Source organism: Streptomyces sp. NBC_01408 (assembly GCF_026340255.1).
GTDB lineage: Bacteria > Actinomycetota > Actinomycetes > Streptomycetales > Streptomycetaceae > Streptomyces.
Genome location: NZ_JAPEPJ010000001.1, coordinates 2993094 through 3015697, shown reverse-complemented (window position 1 = coordinate 3015697; position 22604 = coordinate 2993094). Strand labels below are relative to the sequence as shown.

The 22604-nt window shown below is 71.8% G+C and carries 21 protein-coding genes and 1 pseudogene; 10 read left to right on the top strand and 12 right to left on the bottom strand.

What is annotated here, in order from left to right:
• Window positions 1-17: 17 nt before the first annotated feature.
• Window positions 18-611 carry a TetR/AcrR family transcriptional regulator gene (locus OG447_RS13710; RefSeq protein ID WP_266936763.1) on the top strand — a complete coding sequence of 198 codons (594 nt, stop codon included), beginning with the start codon at window positions 18-20 and terminating at the stop codon, window positions 609-611.
• A gap of 81 nt (window positions 612-692) precedes the next feature.
• Here the strand turns inward: OG447_RS13710 and OG447_RS13705 are convergent, their stop codons facing one another.
• On the bottom strand, window positions 693-2075 hold the full coding sequence (locus OG447_RS13705) for a glycine--tRNA ligase (RefSeq protein ID WP_266936762.1): 1383 nt from the start codon (window positions 2073-2075) through the stop codon (window positions 693-695).
• A 154-nt stretch (window positions 2076-2229) separates the two neighbouring features.
• On the opposite strand from OG447_RS13705, the gene OG447_RS13700 reads away from it, so the two are divergent.
• The 4 genes from OG447_RS13700 to OG447_RS13685 are packed head-to-tail and all read left to right on the top strand — an operon-like array spanning window position 2230 to window position 5389.
• A complete protein-coding gene (locus tag OG447_RS13700) occupies window positions 2230-3219 on the top strand; it encodes a metal ABC transporter substrate-binding protein (protein ID WP_266936761.1) in 990 nt (329 codons plus the stop codon).
• Between the two features lie 29 nt (window positions 3220-3248).
• Window positions 3249-4040, top strand: a complete 792-nt coding sequence (locus OG447_RS13695) for a metal ABC transporter ATP-binding protein (RefSeq protein WP_266938863.1) — start codon at window positions 3249-3251, stop codon at window positions 4038-4040.
• Window positions 4040-4906 carry a metal ABC transporter permease gene (locus tag OG447_RS13690; protein WP_266936760.1) on the top strand — a complete coding sequence of 289 codons (867 nt, stop codon included), beginning with the start codon at window positions 4040-4042 and terminating at the stop codon, window positions 4904-4906. The genes OG447_RS13695 and OG447_RS13690 overlap by 1 nt, the downstream gene beginning before the upstream one ends.
• Window positions 4907-4957: 51 nt before the next feature.
• On the top strand, window positions 4958-5389 hold the full coding sequence (locus tag OG447_RS13685; protein WP_323181768.1) for a Fur family transcriptional regulator: 432 nt from the start codon (window positions 4958-4960) through the stop codon (window positions 5387-5389).
• 22 nt (window positions 5390-5411) lie between these two features.
• Here the strand turns inward: OG447_RS13685 and OG447_RS13680 are convergent, their stop codons facing one another.
• From OG447_RS13680 to leuA, 6 genes are all read right to left on the bottom strand, one after another.
• Complete coding sequence (locus tag OG447_RS13680) at window positions 5412-5954, bottom strand: YcxB family protein (RefSeq protein WP_266936759.1); 543 nt, start codon at window positions 5952-5954, stop codon at window positions 5412-5414.
• A gap of 38 nt (window positions 5955-5992) precedes the next feature.
• Complete coding sequence (locus OG447_RS13675) at window positions 5993-6814, bottom strand: isoprenyl transferase (protein ID WP_266936758.1); 822 nt, start codon at window positions 6812-6814, stop codon at window positions 5993-5995.
• An 11-nt stretch (window positions 6815-6825) separates the two neighbouring features.
• A complete protein-coding gene (recO, locus tag OG447_RS13670; protein WP_266936757.1) occupies window positions 6826-7572 on the bottom strand; it encodes a DNA repair protein RecO in 747 nt (248 codons plus the stop codon).
• An 87-nt stretch (window positions 7573-7659) separates the two neighbouring features.
• Window positions 7660-9225 carry a nucleobase:cation symporter-2 family protein gene (locus OG447_RS13665; protein ID WP_266936756.1) on the bottom strand — a complete coding sequence of 522 codons (1566 nt, stop codon included), beginning with the start codon at window positions 9223-9225 and terminating at the stop codon, window positions 7660-7662.
• A 613-nt stretch (window positions 9226-9838) separates the two neighbouring features.
• Window positions 9839-10534: a TerB family tellurite resistance protein gene (locus OG447_RS13660; protein WP_266936755.1), complete on the bottom strand. Its 696-nt coding sequence runs from the start codon at window positions 10532-10534 to the stop codon at window positions 9839-9841.
• 221 nt (window positions 10535-10755) lie between these two features.
• Window positions 10756-12519, bottom strand: a complete 1764-nt coding sequence (gene leuA / locus OG447_RS13655; RefSeq protein ID WP_266936754.1) for a 2-isopropylmalate synthase — start codon at window positions 12517-12519, stop codon at window positions 10756-10758.
• 366 nt (window positions 12520-12885) lie between these two features.
• Here leuA and OG447_RS13650 point away from each other — a divergent pair, with 366 nt between their 5' ends.
• The 4 genes from OG447_RS13650 (at window position 12886) to OG447_RS13635 (ending at window position 15921) form a co-directional block, all read left to right on the top strand.
• Window positions 12886-13959 (top strand): M4 family metallopeptidase, encoded by a 1074-nt coding sequence (locus OG447_RS13650; RefSeq protein WP_266936753.1) that lies wholly within the window; start codon window positions 12886-12888, stop codon window positions 13957-13959.
• Window positions 13960-13968: 9 nt separating this feature from the next.
• On the top strand, window positions 13969-14238 hold the full coding sequence (locus OG447_RS13645) for a protealysin inhibitor emfourin (protein ID WP_266936752.1): 270 nt from the start codon (window positions 13969-13971) through the stop codon (window positions 14236-14238).
• A gap of 89 nt (window positions 14239-14327) precedes the next feature.
• Window positions 14328-15158: a GNAT family N-acetyltransferase gene (locus OG447_RS13640; protein WP_266936751.1), complete on the top strand. Its 831-nt coding sequence runs from the start codon at window positions 14328-14330 to the stop codon at window positions 15156-15158.
• A 109-nt stretch (window positions 15159-15267) separates the two neighbouring features.
• Window positions 15268-15921 carry a cyclopropane-fatty-acyl-phospholipid synthase family protein gene (locus OG447_RS13635; protein ID WP_266936750.1) on the top strand — a complete coding sequence of 218 codons (654 nt, stop codon included), beginning with the start codon at window positions 15268-15270 and terminating at the stop codon, window positions 15919-15921.
• Window positions 15922-15946: 25 nt separating this feature from the next.
• On the opposite strand, the gene era is transcribed toward OG447_RS13635, so the two are convergent.
• The 4 genes and pseudogenes from era to OG447_RS13615 all read right to left on the bottom strand — a co-directional run bounded on the left by era (window position 15947) and on the right by OG447_RS13615 (window position 20574).
• Complete coding sequence (gene era, locus OG447_RS13630) at window positions 15947-16888, bottom strand: GTPase Era (RefSeq protein WP_031150897.1); 942 nt, start codon at window positions 16886-16888, stop codon at window positions 15947-15949.
• 510 nt (window positions 16889-17398) lie between these two features.
• Window positions 17399-17710: pseudogene (locus tag OG447_RS13625) on the bottom strand (DUF916 domain-containing protein); the annotation flags it as partial.
• 293 nt (window positions 17711-18003) lie between these two features.
• Window positions 18004-19383 (bottom strand): beta-xylosidase, encoded by a 1380-nt coding sequence (locus OG447_RS13620; protein ID WP_323181767.1) that lies wholly within the window; start codon window positions 19381-19383, stop codon window positions 18004-18006.
• A gap of 60 nt (window positions 19384-19443) precedes the next feature.
• Window positions 19444-20574 carry a GlxA family transcriptional regulator gene (locus tag OG447_RS13615; RefSeq protein ID WP_266936749.1) on the bottom strand — a complete coding sequence of 377 codons (1131 nt, stop codon included), beginning with the start codon at window positions 20572-20574 and terminating at the stop codon, window positions 19444-19446.
• Window positions 20575-20645: 71 nt separating this feature from the next.
• Here OG447_RS13615 and OG447_RS13610 point away from each other — a divergent pair, with 71 nt between their 5' ends.
• Complete coding sequence (locus OG447_RS13610; RefSeq protein WP_266936748.1) at window positions 20646-21938, top strand: MFS transporter; 1293 nt, start codon at window positions 20646-20648, stop codon at window positions 21936-21938.
• Between the two features lie 296 nt (window positions 21939-22234).
• Here the strand turns inward: OG447_RS13610 and OG447_RS13605 are convergent, their stop codons facing one another.
• Entirely contained in the window at window positions 22235-22594 is a 360-nt protein-coding gene (locus tag OG447_RS13605) for a cytidine deaminase (RefSeq protein WP_266936747.1), read from the bottom strand.
• Window positions 22595-22604 lie beyond the last annotated feature (10 nt).

The window sequence follows — 22604 nt, the reverse complement described above, 5'->3', positions numbered from 1 at the left end:
GCGGTACGGTCGTACTCATGCCCCCCGCAGCTGCCGAGCCCCTGACCTCCGAACGCATCCTCGAGACCACCGAGGAGGTGCTGCGCCGCTTCGGCCCCACCAAGGCGACCGTGGTGGACGTGGCGCGCGCCCTGGGTGTCAGCCACGGCAGCGTGTACCGCCACTTCCCGTCGAAGTCGGCGCTGCGCGAGGCCGTCACGGACCGCTGGCTCGCCAAGAGCGTGGTCATGCTGGAGGAGATCGCCTCGGCCCCCGCCGCGAGCGCCCCCTCCAAGCTCGAGGCGTGGCTGGAGGCGCTCTTCGAGGCCAAGCGCCACAAGGCGGGGGACGACCCGGAGCTGTTCGCCACCTACACCGTGCTGCTCGCCGAGAACAGCGGCGTGGTGGACGCCCACCTCACCGAGCTGATCGCGCAGCTGGCCCGGATCATCGCCGAGGGCGTCGCGGCGGGCACGCTGGCCGCCGAGGACGTGCCGGGCGCCGCCCGCGCGGTGTTCGACGCCACCGGACGCTTCCACGATCCGCAGTACGCGGCCGACTGGCTCTCGCCCACGATCACCACGGAGTTCGAGGCGGTCACCTCCCTCGTCATCCGGGGCCTGCGCGCTTGACGCGGGTCCGCGCGGACGGAAAAGACCGGTGGCCCGGTGCGCGGCGTGCGCACCGGGCCACCGGTCTTGGTACGGCGGGTACTAGCAGCCGAGCAGGCGGCTGCCGAGGTAGCTCTGGATCTGGTCCAGGGAGACGCGCTCCTGCTTCATGGTGTCGCGCTCGCGCACGGTCACCGCGTTGTCGTCCAGGGTGTCGAAGTCGACGGTGACGCAGAACGGCGTACCGATCTCGTCCTGGCGGCGGTAGCGGCGGCCGATGGCGCCCGCGTCGTCGAACTCGATGTTCCAGAACTTGCGCAGGTCGGCGGCGAGGCCCTTGGCCTTCGGCGACAGCTGCGGGTTGCGGGACAGCGGCAGGACGGCGACCTTGATCGGGGCCAGGCGCGGGTCGAGGCGCATCACGGTGCGCTTCTCCATGACGCCCTTGGCGTTGGGGGCCTCGTCCTCGTTGTACGCGTCGAGCATGAAGGCGAGCATGGCGCGGTTGACACCGGCCGCGGGCTCGATGACGTACGGGGTGTAGCGCTCCTTGGACTCCTGGTCGAAGTACACGAGGTCCTGGCCGGAGGCGGCGGAGTGGGCCTTGAGGTCGAAGTCGGTGCGGTTGGCCACGCCTTCGAGCTCGGAGAACTCATTGCCACCGAAGTTGAAGCGGTACTCGATGTCGGCGGTGCGCTTCGAGTAGTGGGACAGCTTCTCCTTCGGGTGGTCGTACCAGCGGATGTTCTCCTCGCGGATGCCGAGGTCGCGGTACCAGTTCCACCGCTCGGCCATCCAGTACTCCTGCCACTGCTCGTCCTCGCCCGGCTTGACGAAGAACTCCATCTCCATCTGCTCGAACTCGCGCGTGCGGAAGATGAAGTTGCCGGGGGTGATCTCGTTGCGGAAGGACTTGCCGATCTGCGCGATGCCGAAGGGCGGCTTCTTGCGCGAGGTCGTCTGCACGTGGGCGAAGTTGGTGAAGATGCCCTGGGCGGTCTCGGGGCGCAGGTACGCCTTGGAGGCGGTGTCCTGGCTCGGGCCGAGGTGGGTCTCCAGCATGCCGGAGAACTGCTTGGGCTCGGTGAACTGGCCCTTCACACCGCAGTTGGGGCAGTTGATGTCGGCGAGGCCATTGGCGGGCGTACGGCCGTGCTTGGCCTCGTACGCCTCTTCCAGGTGGTCAGCGCGGTGACGCTTGTGACAGGACGTGCACTCGGTCAGCGGGTCCGAGAAGGTCGCGACGTGACCGGAGGCCACCCAGACCTCGGGGGCCAGGATCACGGACGAGTCGAGGCCGACGATGTCCTCACGCCCGGTGACCATCGCCTTCCACCACTGGCGCTTGATGTTCTCCTTGAGCTCGACACCCAGCGGGCCGTAGTCCCAGGCAGCCCTGGAGCCGCCGTAGATGTCACTGCACGGGAAAACGAAGCCACGGCGCTTGCTCAGGCTGACGATGGTGTCGATCTTGTCGGCGGCCACGGTGCTCTCTTCATTACGAGGACGAACGGCGAAGTCTTTAGGTTACCGGCGCCCGCACCCCCCCTTTCAAATCGGATCCCCTTCTACGGCCCGGACCCGGGCCGCCCACCTGGGTTTTTGACAATCGTTTCCATTTTTGATGAAAATGGATGTCATGAACGTACGACGCCTCATACCCACAGCCGCCCTCACCGGAGCCGTCGCCCTCGGCGCCACGGCCCTCACCGCCTGCTCCGGAGCCGCTGCCACCGGTGGGACCGACGGCAAGCTCGCAGTGACGGCGTCGTTCTATCCGATGCAGTTCCTCGCCGAGCAGATCGGCAAGGACCACGTGAAGGTCGACACCCTGACCGAGCCGGGCGTCGAACCGCACGACCTGGAGATCACCCCGAAGCAGACCGCCCAGCTGGGCGAGGCCGACGTGATCCTCTACCTCAAGAGCCTGCAGCCCGCCGTCGACAAGGCCGTCACCCAGTCCGGCGCGAAGAACATCGTCGACGCCGCCACCCTCACCACGCTGGAGTCCCACGGCGCCGCCGGCCACGACCACGGCCACGAGGGCGAGGCCGGCCACTCCGAGGAGGAGCACGCCAAGGAGGAGCACGCCAAGGAGGGCGAGGCCGCCACCGACCCGCACATCTGGCTCGACCCGGCCAAGTACGCCGAGGTCGCCCAGGGCGTCGGCAAGGCGCTGGAGAAGGCGGACCCCGACCACGCCGCCGACTACAAGAAGAACACCGAAGAGCTGGTCGCCAAGCTGAACGGGCTCGACACCGAGTTCAAGGACGGCCTGAAGAACACGGCCACCAAGACCTTCATCACCACCCACGCCGCCTTCGGCTACCTCGCCGAGCGCTACGGCCTGGACCAGGAGGGCATCTCCGGCGTCGACCCCGAGTCCGAGCCGAGCCCGGCCCGGATGAAGGAGCTCCAGGAGGTCGCCAGGAAGGACAATGTCTCCACCGTGTTCTTCGAGACCCTGGCCAGCGACAAGACGGCCAAGACCCTCGCGGCGGACACCGGACTGAAGACCGACGTCCTCGACCCGCTCGAGGGAATCACCGACAAGTCCCAGGGCGCTGACTACGTCGAGGTCATGCGGTCCAACCTGAAGAACCTCCAGAAGGCGCTCGGAGCCAAGTAATGACAGCAGCAGCAACGGAGGCGCGAGCCATGCAGTCCACGCCCCGACAGGCAGCGGACCAGCCCGTCATATCCCTGCGCGGGGCCACGGCCTCGCTCGGCTCGCGCCCCGTGCTGCGCGGGATCGACCTCACCGTCCACTCCGGTGAGGTCGTCGCGCTGCTCGGAGCCAACGGTTCCGGCAAGTCCACCGCCGTCCGTGCCGTCGTCGGCCAGGTCCCGCTGACCGACGGCTCGCTGTCCCTGTTCGGCACCGACCTCAAGCGCTTCCGGGACTGGTCGCGCATCGGATACGTCCCGCAGCGCACGACCGCCGCCAGCGGCGTCCCCGCCACCGTCCGGGAGGTCGTCTCCTCCGGCCGGCTGGCCCGCGCCCGGTTCGGCCTGCTGCGCAAGGCCGACAAGGCGGCCGTCGAACGCGCCCTGGCCCTCGTCGACATGGAGACCCACGCCGACGCCTCGGTCAACGCCCTCTCCGGCGGCCAGCACCAGCGCGTGCTCATCGCCCGGGCGCTCGCCGTCGAGCCCGAGCTGCTGATCATGGACGAGCCGATGGCCGGCGTGGACCTCGCCAACCAGGAGGTCCTCGCGAGCGCCCTGCGCCGGCAGGTCGCCGCGGGCTCCGCCGTCCTGCTCGTCCTGCACGAGCTGGGCCCGCTGGAGCCGCTGATCGACCGGGCCGTCGTCCTGCGCGACGGCTGCGTCGTGCACGACGGCCCGCCCCCGGAGGCCGTCGGCCAGCACGCCCTGCCCGGCCACGACCACGTACACCCCCACGCGGCGCACGACGCCGAGCCCCTCCGGACGGGACTGCTGAGCTGATGGACCTCCTCGACTACCCCTTCATGGTGCGCGCGCTGATCGCCGCCGGTCTGGTGGGCATCACCGCACCCGCGATCGGCACGTACCTCGTCCAGCGCCGCCAGGCGGTCATGGGCGACGGCCTCGGCCACGTGGCCATGACCGGTGTCGCGCTCGGCTTCCTGCTCAACACGAGCCCGGTGTGGATGGCCACCCTGGTCGCGTCCGTCGGCGCCATCGGCATGGAGCTCATCCGCTCTCGGGGCCGGACCAGCGGCGACGTCGCGCTCGCCATGCTCTTCTACGGCGGCCTGGCCGGCGGAGTCATGATCATCAACATGGCTCCGGGCGGCTCCACGACCAACCTGCTCAGCGCCATGTTCGGATCGATCACCACGGTCGCGACCGAGGACGTCACCGCGATGGCGATCCTCGCCGCCTTCGTCCTCGCCGTCACCCTCGGCCTGCGCAGGCAGCTCTTCGCCGTCTGCCAGGACGAGGAGTTCGCCCGGGTCACCGGCCTGCCGGTGCGCCTGCTCAACCTGCTGATCGCGGTCACGGCCGCCGTCACCGTCACCGTCGCCATGCGCATCGTGGGCCTGCTGCTGGTCAGCGCCATGATGGTGATCCCGGTCGCGGCCGCCCAGCGGGTCACCCGCGGGTTCACGGCGACGTTGTCCCTGGCCATGGCCATCGCGCTGCTGGTCTCCCTGACCGGCACGGCCACCACGTACTACATCGACGCCCCCTCCGGCGCGACCATCGTGCTGCTCGCCATCGCCGTCTTCATGATCATGACGGCCCTGTCGGCACCGCTGGCCCGGCGCCGCGCCAAGGCCGCGAGTGCGGCCGAAGAGGTCTGCACGCGAGACGATGTGAAGGTCTAGGGAGACCAGCCGCCTGGCACAATGGACCAAGGCCGATACGAGGAGGAACCGGTGGCGACTGCGCCTGGCGAGATGAATACCGCGCCAGTACGAGGGCGATCCACCCGGCAGCGGGCAGCCGTGGCGGCGGCGCTGGACGAGGTGGACGAGTTCCGCAGCGCCCAGGAACTGCACGACATGCTCCGGCACCGGGGCGATTCCGTGGGCCTGACCACCGTCTACCGCACCCTCCAGTCGCTCGCCGACGCCGGTGAGGTCGACGTACTGCGCACCAGCGACGGCGAGTCCGTCTACCGCCGCTGCTCCACCGAGGACCACCACCACCACCTGGTCTGCCGCACGTGCGGCAAGGCCGTCGAGGTGGAGGGCCCGGCGGTGGAGAAGTGGGCCGAGTCCATCGCGGCCGAACACGGCTACGTGAACGTGGCCCACACGGTGGAGATCTTCGGCACCTGCGCGGACTGCGCGGCCGCCGCCGGTTAGGGCCTGTCCTTCGGGACGGGCTTCAGAGCCGCTTCAGGTTCCGGTCCAGGACCGCTCGAAGCCGATCGATGTCGGCCGGGTCCTGGGCTCCGCGCTTGGGGAGGCAGGTCATGCCCACCGCCTGCTTGTCGGCGCTCAGCATGACGAACGCCCTGTCCGTCTCCGCGTACGCGGGCTGGGCGCTCCAGCCGATCCGCGTCTGCGTGTCGGCGGTGGTCGCCAGCACCCCGCTGTCGTCGACGACGGTCAGCACCTCCCCCACCTTCTCCAGCATCCCGCCGAAGGCCCGCGCCTGGAGCCGGGGACCGTACAGCGCGAACGCGCCCAGCGTCGCGGCGCCCGCCACCAGCCCGAACGAGATCGGCCGCACGCCCTCGCGGCCCAGGGCCGTCAGCACGGCCAGCAGCAGGAGGCCGGCGGCGCACCCCACGTACCCCCGCTGCCTGCGCCGGCCGGCCGGTGTCTTTCTGTCCCGTGCCCGGAGCGCGTCCGCGATGTCGTCCGGCGTCACCCGGTAGACGAGCCGTACGACCTCGCCGACCGCCTGTTCCCCACCCATGTCCATGACAGATGATCCTAGACCCGCGGGCGCGTGGGTCCAGGTCAGCCCGTGGAGCCCTCGGCCTGGTTCGGGACCGCGCCGCCGAAGCGGCGGTCACGCTGGGCGTACTCCAGGCAGGCCGCCCAGAGGTTGCGCCGGTCGAAGTCCGGCCACAGCACGTCCTGGAAGACCATCTCGGCGTACGCGCTCTGCCAGAGCAGGTAGTTCGAGGTGCGCTGCTCGCCGCTCGGGCGCAGGAAGAGGTCCACGTCCGGCATGTCCGGGTAGTACATGTACTTCGCGAAGGTCTTCTCGTTGACCTTCGACGGGTCCAGCCGGCCCGCCGCCACGTCGCGGGCGATGGCCTGCGCCGCGTCCGCGATCTCCGCGCGGCCGCCGTAGTTCACGCAGAAGTACAGGGTCATGGCGTCGTTGTCGACGGTCTGCTCCTGCGCGACCTGGAGCTCCTGGACGACCGACTTCCACATCTTCGGCATGCGGCCGACCCAGCGGATGCGGATGCCCAGCTCGTTCATCTCGTCGCGGCGGCGCCGGATGACGTCGCGGTTGAAGTTCATCAGGAAGCGCACCTCGTCGGGCGAGCGCTTCCAGTTCTCCGTCGAGAAGGCGTACAGGGAGAGGTTCTTGACGCCCATCTCCAGGCAGCCCTTGAGCACGTCCAGCACGACGCCTTCGCCGACCTTGTGGCCCTCGGTGCGCGGCAGGCCGCGCTCCTTGGCCCAGCGGCCGTTGCCGTCCATGACCACGGCGACGTGGTTCGGGACCAGGTCGCCGGGGATCTTCGGCGGGCGCTCACCGGACGGGTGCGGCTCGGGAACCTTGTACTCGCGGCGAGAGCGTCCCAGAATCCCGCGTCGTGCCATGTGCCCAGCTCCTATTTCTCGACGTATCGAAGGGAGCGTAGCCCGCGCTCCAGATGCCAGTGCAAATAGGCGGAGACCAGCCCGCTGCCCTCCCGCACGTGACGCGCCTCGCACGCGTCGGCATGGCCCCAGTCACCCGTCAGCAGCGCGCTGAGCAGGGCGATGGCCTCCGACGAGGGTACGACGCTGCCGGGTACCCGGCAGTCCCCGCATATGACCCCGCCCGCGGCGACGGAGAAGTGCCGGTTGGGGCCGTGGATCCCGCACTTCGCGCAGTCGTCGAAGCTGGGCGCGTAGCCGTTGACGGCGAGGGAGCGCAGCAGGAAGGCGTCGAGGATGAGGTGCGGTTCGTGTTCGCCGCGGGAGAGCGTCCGCAGCGCCCCTACGAGGAGCAGGTACTGCTGTACGGCGGGTTCGCCCTCGTTCTCGGCGAACCGCTCGGCGGTCTCCAGCATGGCGGTGCCGGCGGTGTAGCGGGCGTAGTCGGTGACGATGCCGTTGCCGTACGGGGCGATGATCTCGGTCTGGGTGCAGAGCGGGAGGCTGCGGCCGATGAGCTCGCTGCCGCGTGCGAAGAACTGCACGTCGGCATGGGAGAAAGGTTCCAGCCCGGCCCCGAACTTGGACTTGGTTCGCCGGACCCCGCGGGCGACGGCCCGGACCCGGCCGTGGCCGCGGGTCAGCAGCGTGATGATGCGGTCCGCCTCACCCAGCTTCTGGGTGCGCAGCACGATGCCGTCGTCGCGGAACAGACTCATGGGCCCATTGTCGCCTGCCGCACCGACAGCGAAGGCCCCTCGCCCGGGACCGGGGTCCGGGCGAGGGGCCAGCACCCCTTGGGAGGATCAGGTGGCCGAGGACGGCTCCGCGTCGTCCGCCTTCTTGGAGCCGGACCCCTTCTCGGATCCGGCCGCGGGGGCCGCCGCCTGGGCGGGGACCGCCGCGGCGACCGCCTCGGCGGCGGGTTCGGCAGCCGATTCCGCGGCGGGTTCCGCGGCCGGTTCCGCGGCCAGGTCGATGGCGGCCGCGGTGGCGGGGGCCGTGTCGTGCGCGTCGTCCTTGGCCAGGCCGTTGAAGATCAGGTTGAGGACGATGGCCGCCGTGGCACCGAGGGTGACACCGCTGTTGAGCAGCGAGGACAGGTCCGCGTCCATGTGCTTGGAGAAGAAGACCGGGACGGTGGCCGGGAGCAGGGCGAAGGCGAGGGAGACGCCGACGATCAGCGCGTTCTTCTCCTCCTTGAGGTCCACCTTGCCCAGGGTCTGGATGCCGGCCAGGGCGACCATGCCGAACATGACGGTCGCGGCGCCGCCGAGCACCCCGTGCGGGACGGCGGCGACGATCGCGGCGGCCTTGGGCAGCAGACCCAGGACGATCATGAAGACACCGGCGGCGACGACCACGAACCGGCTCTTGACCTTCGTCATCCGCACCAGGCCGACGTTCTCGGCGAAGGCGACGTACGGGAAGGAGTTGAGGACGCCGCCGAGGGCGGTCGCGGCGCCGTCGGCGCGCAGGGCGCGGGCGACGGTCTCGCTGTCGATGTCCTTCTCGACGATCTCGCCGACCGCGTAAGTGTCACCGGTCGTCTCGACCATGGTGATCAGCATGACGATCAGCATCAGGACGATGGGGAACCATTCGAACTTCGGGACTCCGAAGTGGAAGGGGGTGGTGACGCCGATCCAGTCCGACTTGCCGACGTCGCCGAACTTCGCGTCGCCGAGGAGGAAGGCGGCCGCGGTGCCGCCGACCAGGCCGAGGAGGATCGAGATGCTGGAGAGGAACGGCTTGCCGATCTTCATCAGGATCAGGATGAAGAGCATCGTGCCGCCGGCGTAGGCGAAGTGCTTGGGATCGCCGAAGTCGGGGCTGCCGACGCCGCCCGCCGCGTCGTTGAGGCCGACGGGGATCAGGACGATGCCGAGCACGGTGATCACCGTGCCGGTGACGACCGGCGGGAACAGCCTCATGACGGCCCGGAACGCCTTGGCGGGGAGCCAGGCGAAGGCGAAGGTCGCTATGCCGGCGGTGATGACCGCACCGTAGATGACCAGCAGCGCGGCGGTCCCGCCGCCCGCGCCGAGGCCGATGGCGATCATCGGGGAGACGGCGGTGAAGGTCACACCCTGGATCAGGGGCAGGCGCGCACCGATCCGGCCGATGCCGAAGGCCTGGATGATCGAGGCGATACCGCAGGTGAAGAGGTCCGCGTTGATCAGGTAGACCAGCTGCTCAGGGCTGAGTTTCAGCGCGTTGCCGACGATGATCGGGACGATCACCGCGCCGGCGTAGAACGCGAGTACGTGCTGGAAGCCGTAGAGCGCGAGCTTGGGGAGGGGGAGCACCTCGTCGACCGGGTGGGTGCTCTGCTTTCCGTTGCCGGAAAGCCGGGCGGCGACACGTGCCATCTCTGCCTGGCCCTTCAAAGAGGTAGGTAAGTGAGAGGAGATCTGGTTGTCCCTGGCCGGAGTGGGTCGCTAACCCGTTGGTCCGTCAGGGTTGTCAGTGAGTTCACGTGAATCGAAGCCCCGCCGTGTTACAGGCGGCGTCTCGTCGTGTGACCGGAATTGAACGCCTGTGGGGGGCCTCACAGATATCGTCGACTTCTACAAATTGTTGACGGTCGGCGATCTTCGATCTGTAGGTTCCGCCAATGGCGAAGGCTTCCGCACAGGCGTATGTACAACACCCCTCCGAGGGGCGCATTCCGGCCGCGCAGTCGCGAACCTCCACGCCAACTGCCCACGCCACGACCGGTCCTGCGCTTCAGGTGCGCAAACTCGCACTCCCCGCTCCGGCTGTCCGACAGGTGGGACGCACCCGGTCCGAAACAGCCGCCCCGGCGGCCCGCACCCCGCCCGGAGGGTACGAATCCGGTCGCGCGCGGCCGGATCGTTACGTCCGGCAGGGCCGTTTCGGCCGCTTCCGGGCCGCCCCGCCGCCTCCCGCCCGTACACAGACGAGGGCCCGGCGGAGATCCGCCGGGCCCTCAGGGAGATCCGTACGCCGCCGCGAGGCGGCTCAGGGGGCGCGGACCGCCGACAGCAGCCGGGCCACCTCGTCCGCGCCGATCCGCAGCGCGGCGCCCACGGTGGCCAGGACCTCGCGCTCGGCCGGCGTGTACGGGCCGTCCGCGAGCGCGATCCGGGCGCCCTGCAGCAGGATCGATTCGCGGCCCGGGCCGGCCAGGTGCGGGGCCAGCGGCTCCAGGGCCTCGTGGAGCTCTATCGACAGGGCTGCCCCGCAGCACTCCGGGACGTCGTACAGGCCGAGCCGGCCCTCCTCGGTGGACAGCGCCTCCACGAGGGCCTCCAGCTGCTCCTCGGTGCAGTCCTGGAAGCCCACGGCCCGTACGGCCCACACGGCGGCCTCCAGGGCCCCCTGCGAGGCCGTCCCGCCCGCGGCGAGCACGGCCAGCGTCACGGTGTGCACGGCGTCGCGCAGCAGGGCCGTGAACCGGGTCGTGGTGAGGTGGTCGAGGACCTCGGTGCCGAAGCGCTCCCGGCACCCCTGGCACTCGACGACGGGCCCGGCTTCCCCACGCGGCACCAGCGGCACCCCCAGGACGGTGAACCGGCGGCGCCCGGTCCGCCTTCGGTAGTTGCGGTCCCCACCGCAGGCGGGGCAGAAGAACTCCCCGTCACCCACGGTGCTCCAGGTGGTACGGATGCCCCAGACCGTAAGCTTCCGGCCGTCCCCACCCCGAACTGGCAGCACGTCGCACCTCCGTAACCTTCCGGCAACATCGCCGGGTTGGCGTGATGTTAGCCACATCGATGAGGATGCGTCAGTCGTGTGACAAGACAACCTCTGCCACGACGCGGACTTGGCCGAACTGCGCCCGTCGCGCCGGGGCGGCCCGAGCACCTCGCGCGCCGGATCCGGGACGACGGAACCCCGCCCCTCCGGAGGGAGGGACGGGGTCCACGTACGAGGGGTCAGCGGCCCGCGCGGTTGACGGCGGAGATGACCGCCTTCAGGGAGGCGCGGGTGGTGTTGGCGTCGATGCCGATGCCCCACAGGACGCGGCCGTCGATGGCGCACTCGATGTACGAGGCGGCCACGGCGGAGGCGCCCTCGCTCATGGTGTGCTCGGTGTAGTCCAGCAGGCGGGCGTCGACGCCGATGCCGGCCAGCGCGTCGAAGAAGGCGGAGATCGGACCGTTGCCGGTGCCGTTCAGGACGGCGTCGACGCCGTCGACGACCGCCTCGACGGTCAGCGTGTCCGTGCCGTCCTTGTCCGTGGCCGTCGAACCGGAGCGCAGCTGGATGCGGCCCCACGGGTTCTCGGGGTTGGGCAGGTACTCGTCCGCGAAGACGTCCCAGATCGCCTTCGGCGTGACCTCGCCGCCCTCGGCGTCGGTCTTGGCCTGGATGATGCGGGAGAACTCGATCTGCATGCGGCGCGGCAGGTCCAGCTTGTGGTCGTTCTTCAGGACGTACGCGATGCCGCCCTTGCCGGACTGCGAGTTGACCCGGATGACGGCCTCGTAGGAGCGGCCGACGTCCTTGGGGTCGATGGGCAGGTACGGGACCGCCCACTCGATGTCGTCGACGGTCTTGCCCGCGGCGGCCGCGTCGGCCTCCATGGCGTCGAAGCCCTTCTTGATGGCGTCCTGGTGGGAGCCGGAGAAGGCGGTGTAGACCAGGTCGCCCGCGTAGGGGTGGCGCGGGTGGACCTCCATCTGGTTGCAGTACTCGCTGGTGCGGCGGATCTCGTCGATCTGCGAGAAGTCGATCTGCGGGTCGATGCCCTGGGAGAACAGGTTCATGCCCAGGGTGATCAGGTCGACGTTGCCGGTGCGCTCGCCCTGCCCGAACAGGCAGCCCTCGATGCGGTCGGCGCCGGCCATCACGGCCAGCTCGGCGGCGGCGACGGCGGTGCCGCGGTCGTTGTGCGGGTGCACGGAGATGCAGATGTGCTCGCGACGGGTCAGGTTGCGGGCCATCCACTCGAAGCGGTCCGCGTGGGTGGACGGCGTCGAGCGCTCCACGGTGGCGGGCAGGTTCAGGATGATCTCGCGGCCCTCGGCCGGCTGCCAGACGTCACAGACGGCCTCGCAGACCTCCAGGGCGAAGTCCAGCTCGGTGTCGGTGAAGATCTCCGGGCTGTACTGGTAGCCGAAGGTGGTCTCCGGGCCCAGCAGCTTCTCGGCGTACTCCATGACCAGGCGGGTGCCGTCGACGGCGATCTGCTTGATCTGCTCCTTGGAGCCGCGGAAGACGACCCGGCGGAAGGTCGGCGCGGTCGCGTTGTACAGGTGGACGGTGGCGCGCTTGGCGCCGGCCAGGGACTCCACGGTCCGCTCGATCAGGTCCTCGCGGGCCTGCGTCAGTACGGAGATGGTGACGTCGTCCGGGATCGCGCCCTCTTCGATGATGGAGCGCACGAAGGCGAAGTCGGTCTCGCCGGAGGACGGGAAGCCGACCTCGATCTCCTTGTAGCCCATGCGCACCAGCAGGTCGAACATCTCGCGCTTGCGGGCGGGGGTCATCGGGTCGATCAGCGACTGGTTGCCGTCGCGCAGGTCGGTGGACAGCCAGCGGGGAGCCTTGGTGACGCGGACGTCCGGCCAGGTGCGGTCGGGGATGTCCACCTGTTCGTACTGGCCGTACTTGTGGATCGGCATCCCGGAGGGCTTCTGGGAGTGGGTCGCGTTGGTGATGGGCGTGGGGCGACCGACAAAAGGCTGCTGGCTCATGGCGTTGGGCTCCTCGCGTGTCCGCGTGTAGTTCGCTGGGACGGCCGACGGCGGTCGTAAAAACCGCAACACCAAACTCCGCGGGGAGGGGGTCGGCCTACGACTACAGACCCTCGCCGCGGCAGCTAAGGAGAAGCAGCCCGAAACGCATGATGGACCGAGCCTAGCCGAGCCGCGCCGTGATGCGAGGACCTGTTTCAGTATGCAAGACCCAGGCGTCCGATTTATACCGAATGTGAGCTAAGCCTCGTTCATTCCCGGAAGGTCGGTTCGATGCGTCAACCCCACGTCACCTCTTTCAGACAAGCGAATGAATCATGGTCGCAGCTAGTGACAGCGGCATGACCCACTGCCACATTGCCGGGCATGGATGCCTCCCGTACCCACGGCCACCCCGTCTTCTGCACCGTCGTGCCCCCGCACCTCCTCGACAGGATCGCCCTGTCCGAGGACGCCCGGCGCGCCGGTCTCGCACAGCGCACCCTCGAACGTGACTCCCTCCTGCGTACCCGCCGCCGGATCACCACCGTCCGGGGGATCGCCCCCACCCTGGGCGCCACCGGCTCCGACGAGCCGAACCGGACCGTCTACGACGCCGAGCACCGCACCCAGCTGCCCGGCACGAAGGTGCGCGCGGAGCGTGACCCCGCGGGCAAGGACGCCACCGTCAACCGGGCGTACGCCGGGCTCGGCGCGACGTTCGAGCTGTTCCTGAAGGGGTTCGGGCGGCGCTCCATCGACGACGCCGGGCTGGCCCTGGACGCGACCGTCCACTACGGCGAGGACTACAACAACGCCTTCTGGGACGGGCAGCAGATGGTCTTCGGCGACGGGGACGGCGACCTCTTCCTCGACTTCACGGTGTCGCTCGACGTCATCGGCCACGAACTGACCCACGGAGTCACCCAGTACACGGCGAACCTCGACTACTACCAGCAGTCCGGCGCCCTGAACGAGTCGATGTCCGACGTCTTCGGCTCGCTGATCAAGCAGTACTCGCTGGAGCAGACGGCGGAGGAGGCGGACTGGCTGATCGGGGCCGGACTGCTGGGGCCCGAGGTGAGCGGGGTCGCGCTGCGGTCGATGAAGGCGCCGGGGACCGCGTACGACGACGACGAGCTCGGCAAGGACCCGCAGCCCGCGACGATGGACGACTACGTGCGGACCTCCCGCGACAACGGCGGGGTGCACATCAACTCCGGCATCCCCAACCACGCCTTCTACATCGCCGCGACCGAGCTGGGCGGCAAGGCCTGGGAGCGGGCGGGGCAGATCTGGTACGACACCCTCACCGGCGGGGAGCTGGCCTCGGACGCGGACTTCGCGGACTTCGCCCGGCTGTCGGTGGCGGCGGCCGTGACCCGGTACGGGGACGGGGGCGCGGAGCACCAGGCCCTCCAGAAGGCGTGGTCGGCGGTGGGCGTCCCGCTGGCCGGGTAAACGGTCCCCATGCGCATTCTGGTGATCAGGACGGGTGGTTTCGCGGGCATCGAGCGCCGGGCCGAGGTGGACACCTCGGGCCGGCCCGACGAGGACGAGTGGCGGGCCCTGGCCCAGCTGGCCCTGCGGCCGGGTCCGCCGGGGCGCGGGGCGGACCGGGTGCGGGACGGGTTCTCGTACCGGATCACGGTGGACGGGCGGACGGTGTCCTGCCAGGAGCCGCACCTGTCGGACGCCCAGCGGGCGCTGATCTCGCGCGTGCTGAAGGAGGGCGCCTGAGGGCGCTTGAGCCGGGCGCCGAAGCCGGACGCCGAAGCCGGGCACTTAAAGAAGGTGTCCGGGCGGCACCGCTTTGCTTGGATGGCCCGATGTCCAAACACAAGATCGACAGTGTCGGCGGGAAACTGTCCGAGCTGGAGCGGTACTACGACACGGTGCCGCGGGCGGGCGGGGCGCGGGCCGAGGACTTCGGCCCGCTGACCCTGTTCGTCCAGGAGGGCGCGGGCTGGCCGTACTACGCGCGGCCCGCGCTCGGCGGCGCCGGGGCGACCGCGGCCGACGTGGAGCGGGTACGGGCCCGGCAGCGGGAGCTGCAAGTCCCCGAGGCCTTCGAATGGGTGGCCGAAACCAGCCCCACGCTCCGGGCCGCGGTGGAAGCGGCGGGACTGCACGTCCACGCGCACCCCCTGATGGTCCTGGACCCGGCGGCCGAGGCCGTCCCCGCCCATCCCGACGTACGCCTGATCGACGCGGACGACCCGCTGCTGACGGCGGCGGTGACGGTCCCCGCCCTGGCCTTCGCGGCCCCGGGAACGGCGGTGGGCGAGGCCGGCCCGGCCGAACTGGCGGCGGCGACGGCGGATCCCGACGCGCAGGCCCGCCGGACCCGGGTGTCCGGGATGCTGGCGTCGGGCCGTTCGGTCATGGCGGCCGCCGCCCGGGACGGCGTGGTGCTGTGCTCGGGCCAGTACATACCGGTCGGCGACGTCGCCGAGGTGGTGGCCGTCGGAACCCTGCCCGCGGCGCGGCGCCAGGGCCTGGCCCTCGGGGTGACGGCGGCCCTGGCCGCGCGGGCCCGCGCGAGCGGGATCCGTACGGTCTTCCTCTCCGCGGGCGACGAGGACGTGGCCCGCGTCTACTCCCGCATCGGCTTCCGCCGGGTGGCGACGGCCCTGATCGCCGAACCGCCGGAGGCCTAGGGGGTGTCCGGACCGGGGGCGCTTTTGCGGAAACGGCAAAGATGTTTGCCTCCCGGACCCCCTCGGCGGAGCATCGGCGGCACAGTCACACCGACGGAAAGAGGCCGCCGTGACCGAGCACGCGCACACCCACGAGATCCAGCCCGACGGGGGCCAGGAGTTCTGGGACGACCGCTACCGCGAGAGCGACCGGATCTGGAGCGGCAACGCCAACGCCGTCCTGGTACGGGAGGTCCGGGACCTGGCCCCCGGCCGTGCCCTGGACCTCGGCTGCGGTGAGGGGGCCGACGCGGTGTGGCTGGCCCGGCAGGGCTGGCAGGTCACCGGAACCGACATCTCCGGCGTGGCCCTGGGCCGGGCGGCCGAGCACGCCGCCGAGGCGGGGGTGGCCGACCGGGTCGAGTGGCAGCGGCACGACTTCGCGGAGTCCTTCCCCGAGGGGGAGTTCGACCTCGTGTCGGCCTGCTTCCTGCACTCGTACGGGGACTTCCCCCGCGAGCGGATCCTGCACACGGCCGCCCGCGCCGTGGCCCCCGGCGGGGTCCTGCTGATCGCGGGCCACGCGGGCGGGCCCTCGTGGGACCCGGACAAGCACGCGGAGATCGGCTTCCCGACCCCGGACGAGGTCCTGGCCCAGCTGGAACTGCCCGAGGGCCGCTGGGAGGTCCTGCTCGCCGAGGAACACTCCCAGCCCATGACCGCACCCGACGGCAGTCCCGGGAGCCGCCCGGACAACGCGCTGAAGGTGAGGCGGCTGCGCTAGCACAGCCGCCCGCGCGTCAAGAGGATCAGAAGCCGAGCTTGCGGAGCTGCTTGGGGTCGCGCTGCCAGTCCTTGGCCACCTTCACGTGGAGGTCCAGGAAGACGGGGGTCCCGAGCAGCGCCTCGATGTGCTTGCGCGACTTCATCCCGACCTCCTTCAGGCGGGCGCCCTTCGGGCCGATGATGATGCCCTTCTGGCTCGGCCGCTCGATGTAGACGTTCGCGTGGATGTCCAGCAGCGGCCGGTCGGCGGGGCGGTTCTCGCGCGGGATCATCTCCTCGACGACCACGGCGATGGAGTGCGGGAGCTCGTCCCGTACGCCTTCCAGCGCGGCCTCGCGGATCAGCTCCGCGACCATCACCATCTCGGGCTCGTCGGTGAGGTCGCCCTCCGGGTACAGCGGCGGGCTCTCCGGCAGCATCGGCGCGATCAGGTCCGCCAGCAGCTGGACCTGGCTGTCGCCGACCGCCGAGACCGGGACGATCTCGGCCCACTCGAAGCCGAGCTCCTCGGCGAGCTGGTGGACGGCGATGAGCTGCTCGCCCACCACCTTGGACTCGACCAGGTCGGTCTTGGTGATGATGGCGATCTTGGGGGTCTTCTTGATCCCCGCGAGCTCCTTGGCGATGAACTTGTCGCCGGGGCCGAGCTTCTGGTCGGCGGGCAGGCAGAAGCCGATGACGTCGACTTCGGACCAGGTCGCGCGCACGACGTCGTTGAGCCGCTCGCCGAGCAGCGTGCGCGGCTTGTGCAGGCCGGGCGTGTCGACGAGGACGAGCTGGGCGTCGGGGCGGTGCACGATGCCGCGGACGGTGTGGCGGGTGGTCTGCGGCCGGTTGGAGGTGATCGCGACCTTGGTACCCACGAGTGCGTTGGTGAGGGTCGACTTCCCCGCGTTGGGGCGGCCGACGAAGCAGGCGAAGCCCGCACGGTGCGGGCTGGTGGACTCGGGGGAACGATCGCTCATACGGGCCATTCTCCCCGATGCGGCTCCCAGCGCCGACCAGGCCACCGCGGCGAGCGCGGACAGGCCCGCCAGCCAGGTGCCGAGGAAGGGCTGGCCGGCATAGGAAGAACCGGCCTGAGCTGTGGTTCCGTCGGCCCGCGCGCGCACCGTGACCCGGGCCGCCTCCAGTGCGGGCGGGTCCTCCCAGCGGGTGCTGAGCCGGACTTCCTGGCCCGGGAGCAGTTCGGCCGGCAGCCCGGCGAGCTCGCGGCCGGGCAGGGGGCGGCCGAGGGCGCCGGAGGCGGTGAGGGCGGCACGCGGGCGGAGGGTGACGTTGCCGAGGTTGTGGAGCGTGTACGAGACCTCCGCGGCCGCGCCGCGACGGCTGACGGTGACCTCGCGGACGGCGAGGGCCGGGGCTGTGGGACCGGTCACCCGCAGGTACACGCGCGCGGCGACGGCCTGCCGCACTCCGATCCCCTGGGCGGTGGCGTCGGCGGGCCGGTCCTCCAGGGCCACGATGGCCCCGGGGTGGTCGCCGGGCTCCGCCCGGTCGGGGACGGCCAGGGTGAAGGCCACGCTCACCGACCCGCCGGCCGGTACGGTGACCCGCTCCCGGTCGAGCCGCGCCCACGCGGCGGCGGCCCGCCGCGGCTCCTCGGGGCCGCGCACGGCGAAGCCGCCGTCGCGGGCGGTGTTGTACGCGTCGGCGGCGTAGAGCCGGAAGGTCCGGGGCCGGTCGGTGCGGTTGGTGACGGTCACGGCGTCGGTGACGGCCTGGCCCGGCGCGGCGGCGAGGTAGAAGTACGGCCGCTGCCGGGCGGTGTTGGCGGCGGGGAGCACGGACCACTGGCCGTTGTCCGCCGCCGTGGCCGTCCCGGCGGGCGTCAGCCATACGGCGGCCAGCGCGACCCCGCCGAGCACCAGCCCTTGCGCGCCCCTGGCCACCGCTGCGCGGAGCCGTCCCCGACCCGCCCTTCCACCGTTCCCTGGGGCTCCGCCCCAGACCCCGCGCCTCAAACGCCGGCGAGGCTGTCTTTCAGCCCGTCCGGCGTTTGAGGACCGGGTCCGGGCAGAGCCCGGGGAACGGAGGAAGGGCGGGTCGGGGAGAAGCTCCGCGCAACGGGACCGCACGGTCACGACAGGGTCAGCGTCAGCACCGCCGAGTACGCGCCCGGCGCGGCGTAGGGCGGCACCTGGAGGGCGACCGAGGCGTCGACGGTGAAGGTACCGCCGGCCAGCGGAGCGTCGGGCGTGGAGGCCAGCACCGCCCCGTCGGGGCCGACCACGCCCGCGCTGCCCGGCGTACAGGGGCTCGGGCTGCCGGCCGCCGCCACGCACGACGGGGTCCAGGACAGGGCCGCGCCCGGGATCCGCACCCCGCCCGGCCCCGTGAAGTCGCTGACCTTGCCGGTCAGGGACCAGCCGGCCGGGCCGCCGCGGGCGTCCTTCACGGTCACGGTGGCGATCCGGCCGGGGGCAGCGCCGCCCTCGCCGTACGGAACGGCGCCCAGCGCGATCTCCGCGCCCGTCTGCGTCATGGCCAGGGCTCCCGGCTCGACGGTGGCGGTCACCTTCTGGGTGCCGGGCTGCGGCGGGGCGGCCTCGATGACCGTGTACGCGGCCGGGCCGGAGCCCTGCCCGGCCGACCAGGCCGGACCCTCGTAGGCGACCACCGCGGTGGTGGTGCGGTCCGTGACCGGCAGTTCGGCCCGGACCACGCCCAGTTCGTCGGCCGTGGCGGCCACCCGGTCGGCGGTCTCGGCGGCCCCGGCCCGCCCGGCGACCGTCACGGCCGCGCCGGGGACGAAGCCCGCGCCGGTCACCGTCACCTTGGCACCGGGCGCGCCGTGGGCGGCTGCGAGGGAGACGCTGCGCAGGTTGGCCGTGGGCAGCGCGGTGGCGGTGAGGCGTGCGGAGACGGGGGCACCGGGGGCAGCGGCGGCGGACGGCGCCGCTGGGGTGCAGACGGTGTCCAGGTCCAGGAGGTGGCTGGTGTGCAGCGTGTAGCCGCCCGGGGCCAGGGTGATCTCGCCGGGCGCGGTGACGGTGAAGGTGCCGGTCATGGTGACGGCGGGGAGGGCCTCGCCCTCGCCGACGGGACCGCTCCGCTCGGCCCCGACGACCGTGACCTCGCCGCTCTGCGCTCCCGCCAGCAGGACCCGTCCGGTCGGGGTCACCACGTCGGCGGGGAGTTCGCCGGCGACCACGCTTTGAACCAGGGGTGCCACGGCGGGGGTGGCGGTCAGCTGGTAGGTCACGGTGACGGTGTCCCCGACCCGGGGCGCCGGGTCGTCGACGGTGATCCGGGCGGTGCTCGGCCCCTCGGCGGGCGGGAGGCCGGCTTCCTGGGGCGGCAGGCAGTGCGTCGGGAAGGTCACCTGACCCGGCACCTGGCCCGGGGGCGTCTCCCCCTCGGCGGCGGCGGGCGGGCTCAGGACTCCCCCGGCGGCCGCCGCGAGCACGGCCATGCCGACGGCCGCCGACCATCTCCTGCTGCGCGCGCCTGTTCGCACTGCCCGCCCCCTGGGTTCCGCCCCGACAGGGGGCCATTCACGAGCGGGCGGCGGGAGAAGTCAATGCACGGGTCCGGCGGTATCTGATGGCCCATCAGGAGATGGCAGGGTGCGCGAGGCGGACCCGCCAGGCGGACCGGGTGCACCGGACCCGCCGCGCGCGCCCGGCCCACCAGGCGCACCGGATCCACCAGGCCCACCGCCCGCGCCCTCGCGGAAGGTGCGCCGGTACGCCATCGGGCTCACCCCCAGCGCCGACTGCACGTGCTTGCGCAGGGATTGCGCCGTACCGAAGCCGGTCTCCCGCGCCACCTGCTCCATCGGCAGGTCCGTTCGCTCCAGCAGCCGCCGGGCCCGCTCCACCCGCTGCCCGACGATCCACTGGCCGGGGCTGACGCCGGACTCCTCGCGGAAGCGGCGCGTGAAGGTCCGTACCGACATGGCCTCCTGGCGGGCCAGGTCGGTCAGGCGCAGCGGCTCGTGCAGCCGGTCCAGGACCCACGCGCGGGCCGCCGTGGTGCTGGCGAGCTGCGGCTCCGGCACCGGGCGCTCGATGAACTGGGCCTGCCCGCCGTCCCGGTGCGGCGGTACGACGGTCCGCCGGGCCACCTCGTTCGCGACGGCCGCGCCGTGGTCCCGGCGCACGATGTGCAGGCACAGGTCGATGCCCGCGGCTACCCCGGCGGAGGTCAGCACGTCGCCGTCGTCGGTGTAGAGCACGCCCGGGTCCACCCGTACCTCTGGGAAGAGCCGCTGGAAGTGGTCGGCGGAGGCCCAGTGCGTGGTGGCCCGGCGGCCGTTCAGGTATCCCGCGGCGGCCAGCACGTAGCCGCCCGTGCAGATGGACACGAGCCGCGTACCGGGCCGGATGTGCGCGAGGGCCGCCGCGAGTTCCTCGCTCAGCGTGCCGTCCTCGTAGGCCGGACCCAGCTCGTACGAGGCCGGCACCACGACCGTGTCCGCGGTGGCCAGCAGCTCCGGGCCGTGCTCGACGTGGACGGCGAAGTCGGCGTCCGTGCGCACCGGGCCGGGGGCGAGCCCGCAGGTCAGGATCGTGTAGAGCGGGCGCCCGGCCGGATCCTTGGCCCGGCCGAAGATCCGGTGCGGGATGCCGAGCTCGAAGGGCAGCAGCCCGGCGAGGGCGAGTACGACGACGCGGTGCGGCCCCTCTGGCCTGCCTGACGACTCCATGGCCCGATCGTAGCGAAGCATGACAGTCAGGCCACTGTCGTACGGGGTCCCGCGGGCCGGAAGCTGACGGCGTGACCCAGACAGCCTCGAACGCGGCCTCCGCCCCGCCCGCCCCGCCCACCCCGCCCGACCCGCGCCCGGGCGGACGGATCCACCGCGCCTGGTCCGTGGCGGCCGTCTCCTTCGTGACGATCATCGGCGCCGCGGCCTTCGCCTCCCTGCCCGGCCTGCTCATCGAGCCCCTGCACACGGAGTTCGACTGGTCGCGCGGCACGATCGCCTTCGCCGTCTCGGTGAACCTCGCGCTGTACGGGCTCACCGCGCCCTTCGCCGCGGCGCTGATGGACCGCTTCGGCATCCGCCGGGTCGTGGCGCTGGCCCTGCTCGTCATAGCCGGCGGCTCGGTGGCCACGGTGTGGATGACCGCGCCCTGGCAGCTGGTCCTGTTCTGGGGCGTCCTGGTGGGCCTGGGCAGCGGCTCGATGGCCCTGGCCTTCGCGGCGACGGTGACCAACCGCTGGTTCACCGCCCGGCGCGGGCTGGTCACCGGCATCCTCACCGCGGCCGGGGCCTCCGGCCAGCTGGTCTTCCTGCCGCTGCTGTCCTGGCTGGTGGAGCACCACGGCTGGCGCCCGGCGGCGGTGACGGTCTCCCTGTCCGCCCTGGCCGTCGTCCCCTTCGTGTGGCTGCTGCTGCGCGACCACCCGGCGGACCTGGGGCTCGCCCCCTACGGCGGTGTGTACGCGGACAAGCCCACCCCCGCCCCCGGGGCGGCGCGACGGGCGCTGACCGTGCTCTTCAAGGCGGCGCGCACCGGCCCCTTCTGGCTGCTGGCGGGCACCTTCGCGATCTGCGGGGCCTCGACCAACGGCCTGGTCCGCACCCACTTCGTGCCGGCCGCCCACGACCACGGCATGCCGGTGACGGCGGCCGCCGGGCTGCTCGCGGTGATCGGGGTGTTCGATGTGGTGGGCACGGTGGCCTCGGGCTGGTTCACCGACCGCTTCGAGGCGCGCCGGCTGCTGGCCGTCTACTACGCCCTGCGCGGGATCTCGCTGCTGTTCCTGCCGATGCTGCTGGCCCCGTCGGTACGGCCGCCGCTGATCTTCTTCATCGTCTTCTACGGCCTGGACTGGGTCGCGACCGTGCCCCCGACGATCGCCCTGTGCCGCGAGCACTACGGGGAGGACGGCGCGATCGTCTTCGGCTGGGTACTGGCCTCGCACCAGATCGGCGCGGCGGTGGTGGCCTTCCTGGGCGGCCTGGCGCGCGACGCCTTCGGCTCGTACGACGTCGTCTGGTACGCCTCGGGCGCGCTGTGCGCGATGGCCGCGCTGATGGCGATGGTGATCCGCCGCCGTTAGCCTCCGGCGGCCCGCCCACCCCTGAACCGGCCGGGCCGAATCCAGCCTCGCCCGGGCCGAATCCAGCCTCGCCGGCACCTCCGGCCTCGCCCGGGCCGAATCCAGCCTCGCCGGCGTTTGAGGCGCGGGTCCGGGCAGAGCCCGGTGCCCGGCGGAGCCGGGTTCCTGGGGCTCCGCCCCAGACCCCGCGCCTCAAACGCCGGCGAGGCTGGGGATGGCTCCGGTCGGGCCTCGAACACCGGCCTAGGCTGGATGGTGCCGCCGGCGAGGCTGGGTTTGCCCGCCCCGTCGGGAGGCTAGCCGCGACCCGCCGGGGTGGTCGACTTGAGCGTGCCGTCCGGGCCCGCCAGCAGGACCGGGGTGTCCGGGCCGCCGAGGTCGCGCACGGCCGCGCGGTCGGCCTCGGCGGGGGCGTCGGCGGCGCTGACGACCGCCGCGGCCTCCAGGGACTGCGCCCCGCTCGCCACGGCCATCGCGACCGCGGTCTGCAGCGCGCTCAGCTTCAGGGAGTCGAGTTCCACCGTCCCGGCCACGTAGGTACGGCCCGTCTCGTCCCGCACCGCCGCCCCCTCGGGCACACCGTTGCGGGCCCGGGCGCTGCGCGCCAGCGTGATGATCTTGCTGTCCTCGGGGTCGATCCCGGTGCTGTCCGTCATGGTCGAAAGC

What these genes read in the sequence shown, in the direction of transcription:
- era (WP_031150897.1), bottom strand. Translation starts at nt 16,888, where the DNA reads ATGAGCGATCGTTCCCCCGAGTCCACCAGCCCGCACCGTGCGGGCTTC.
- OG447_RS13645 (WP_266936752.1), top strand. Translation starts at nt 13,969, where the DNA reads ATGCGCATTCTGGTGATCAGGACGGGTGGTTTCGCGGGCATCGAGCGC.
- OG447_RS13665 (WP_266936756.1), bottom strand. Translation starts at nt 9,225, where the DNA reads ATGGCACGTGTCGCCGCCCGGCTTTCCGGCAACGGAAAGCAGAGCACC.
- OG447_RS13650 (WP_266936753.1), top strand. Translation starts at nt 12,886, where the DNA reads ATGGATGCCTCCCGTACCCACGGCCACCCCGTCTTCTGCACCGTCGTG.
- OG447_RS13690 (WP_266936760.1), top strand. Translation starts at nt 4,040, where the DNA reads ATGGACCTCCTCGACTACCCCTTCATGGTGCGCGCGCTGATCGCCGCC.
- OG447_RS13680 (WP_266936759.1), bottom strand. Translation starts at nt 5,954, where the DNA reads ATGGACATGGGTGGGGAACAGGCGGTCGGCGAGGTCGTACGGCTCGTC.
- OG447_RS13700 (WP_266936761.1), top strand. Translation starts at nt 2,230, where the DNA reads ATGAACGTACGACGCCTCATACCCACAGCCGCCCTCACCGGAGCCGTC.
- leuA (WP_266936754.1), bottom strand. Translation starts at nt 12,519, where the DNA reads ATGAGCCAGCAGCCTTTTGTCGGTCGCCCCACGCCCATCACCAACGCG.
- OG447_RS13695 (WP_266938863.1), top strand. Translation starts at nt 3,249, where the DNA reads ATGCAGTCCACGCCCCGACAGGCAGCGGACCAGCCCGTCATATCCCTG.
- OG447_RS13710 (WP_266936763.1), top strand. Translation starts at nt 18, where the DNA reads ATGCCCCCCGCAGCTGCCGAGCCCCTGACCTCCGAACGCATCCTCGAG.
- OG447_RS13675 (WP_266936758.1), bottom strand. Translation starts at nt 6,814, where the DNA reads ATGGCACGACGCGGGATTCTGGGACGCTCTCGCCGCGAGTACAAGGTT.
- OG447_RS13640 (WP_266936751.1), top strand. Translation starts at nt 14,328, where the DNA reads ATGTCCAAACACAAGATCGACAGTGTCGGCGGGAAACTGTCCGAGCTG.
- recO (WP_266936757.1), bottom strand. Translation starts at nt 7,572, where the DNA reads ATGAGTCTGTTCCGCGACGACGGCATCGTGCTGCGCACCCAGAAGCTG.
- OG447_RS13615 (WP_266936749.1), bottom strand. Translation starts at nt 20,574, where the DNA reads ATGGAGTCGTCAGGCAGGCCAGAGGGGCCGCACCGCGTCGTCGTACTC.
- OG447_RS13605 (WP_266936747.1), bottom strand. Translation starts at nt 22,594, where the DNA reads ATGACGGACAGCACCGGGATCGACCCCGAGGACAGCAAGATCATCACG.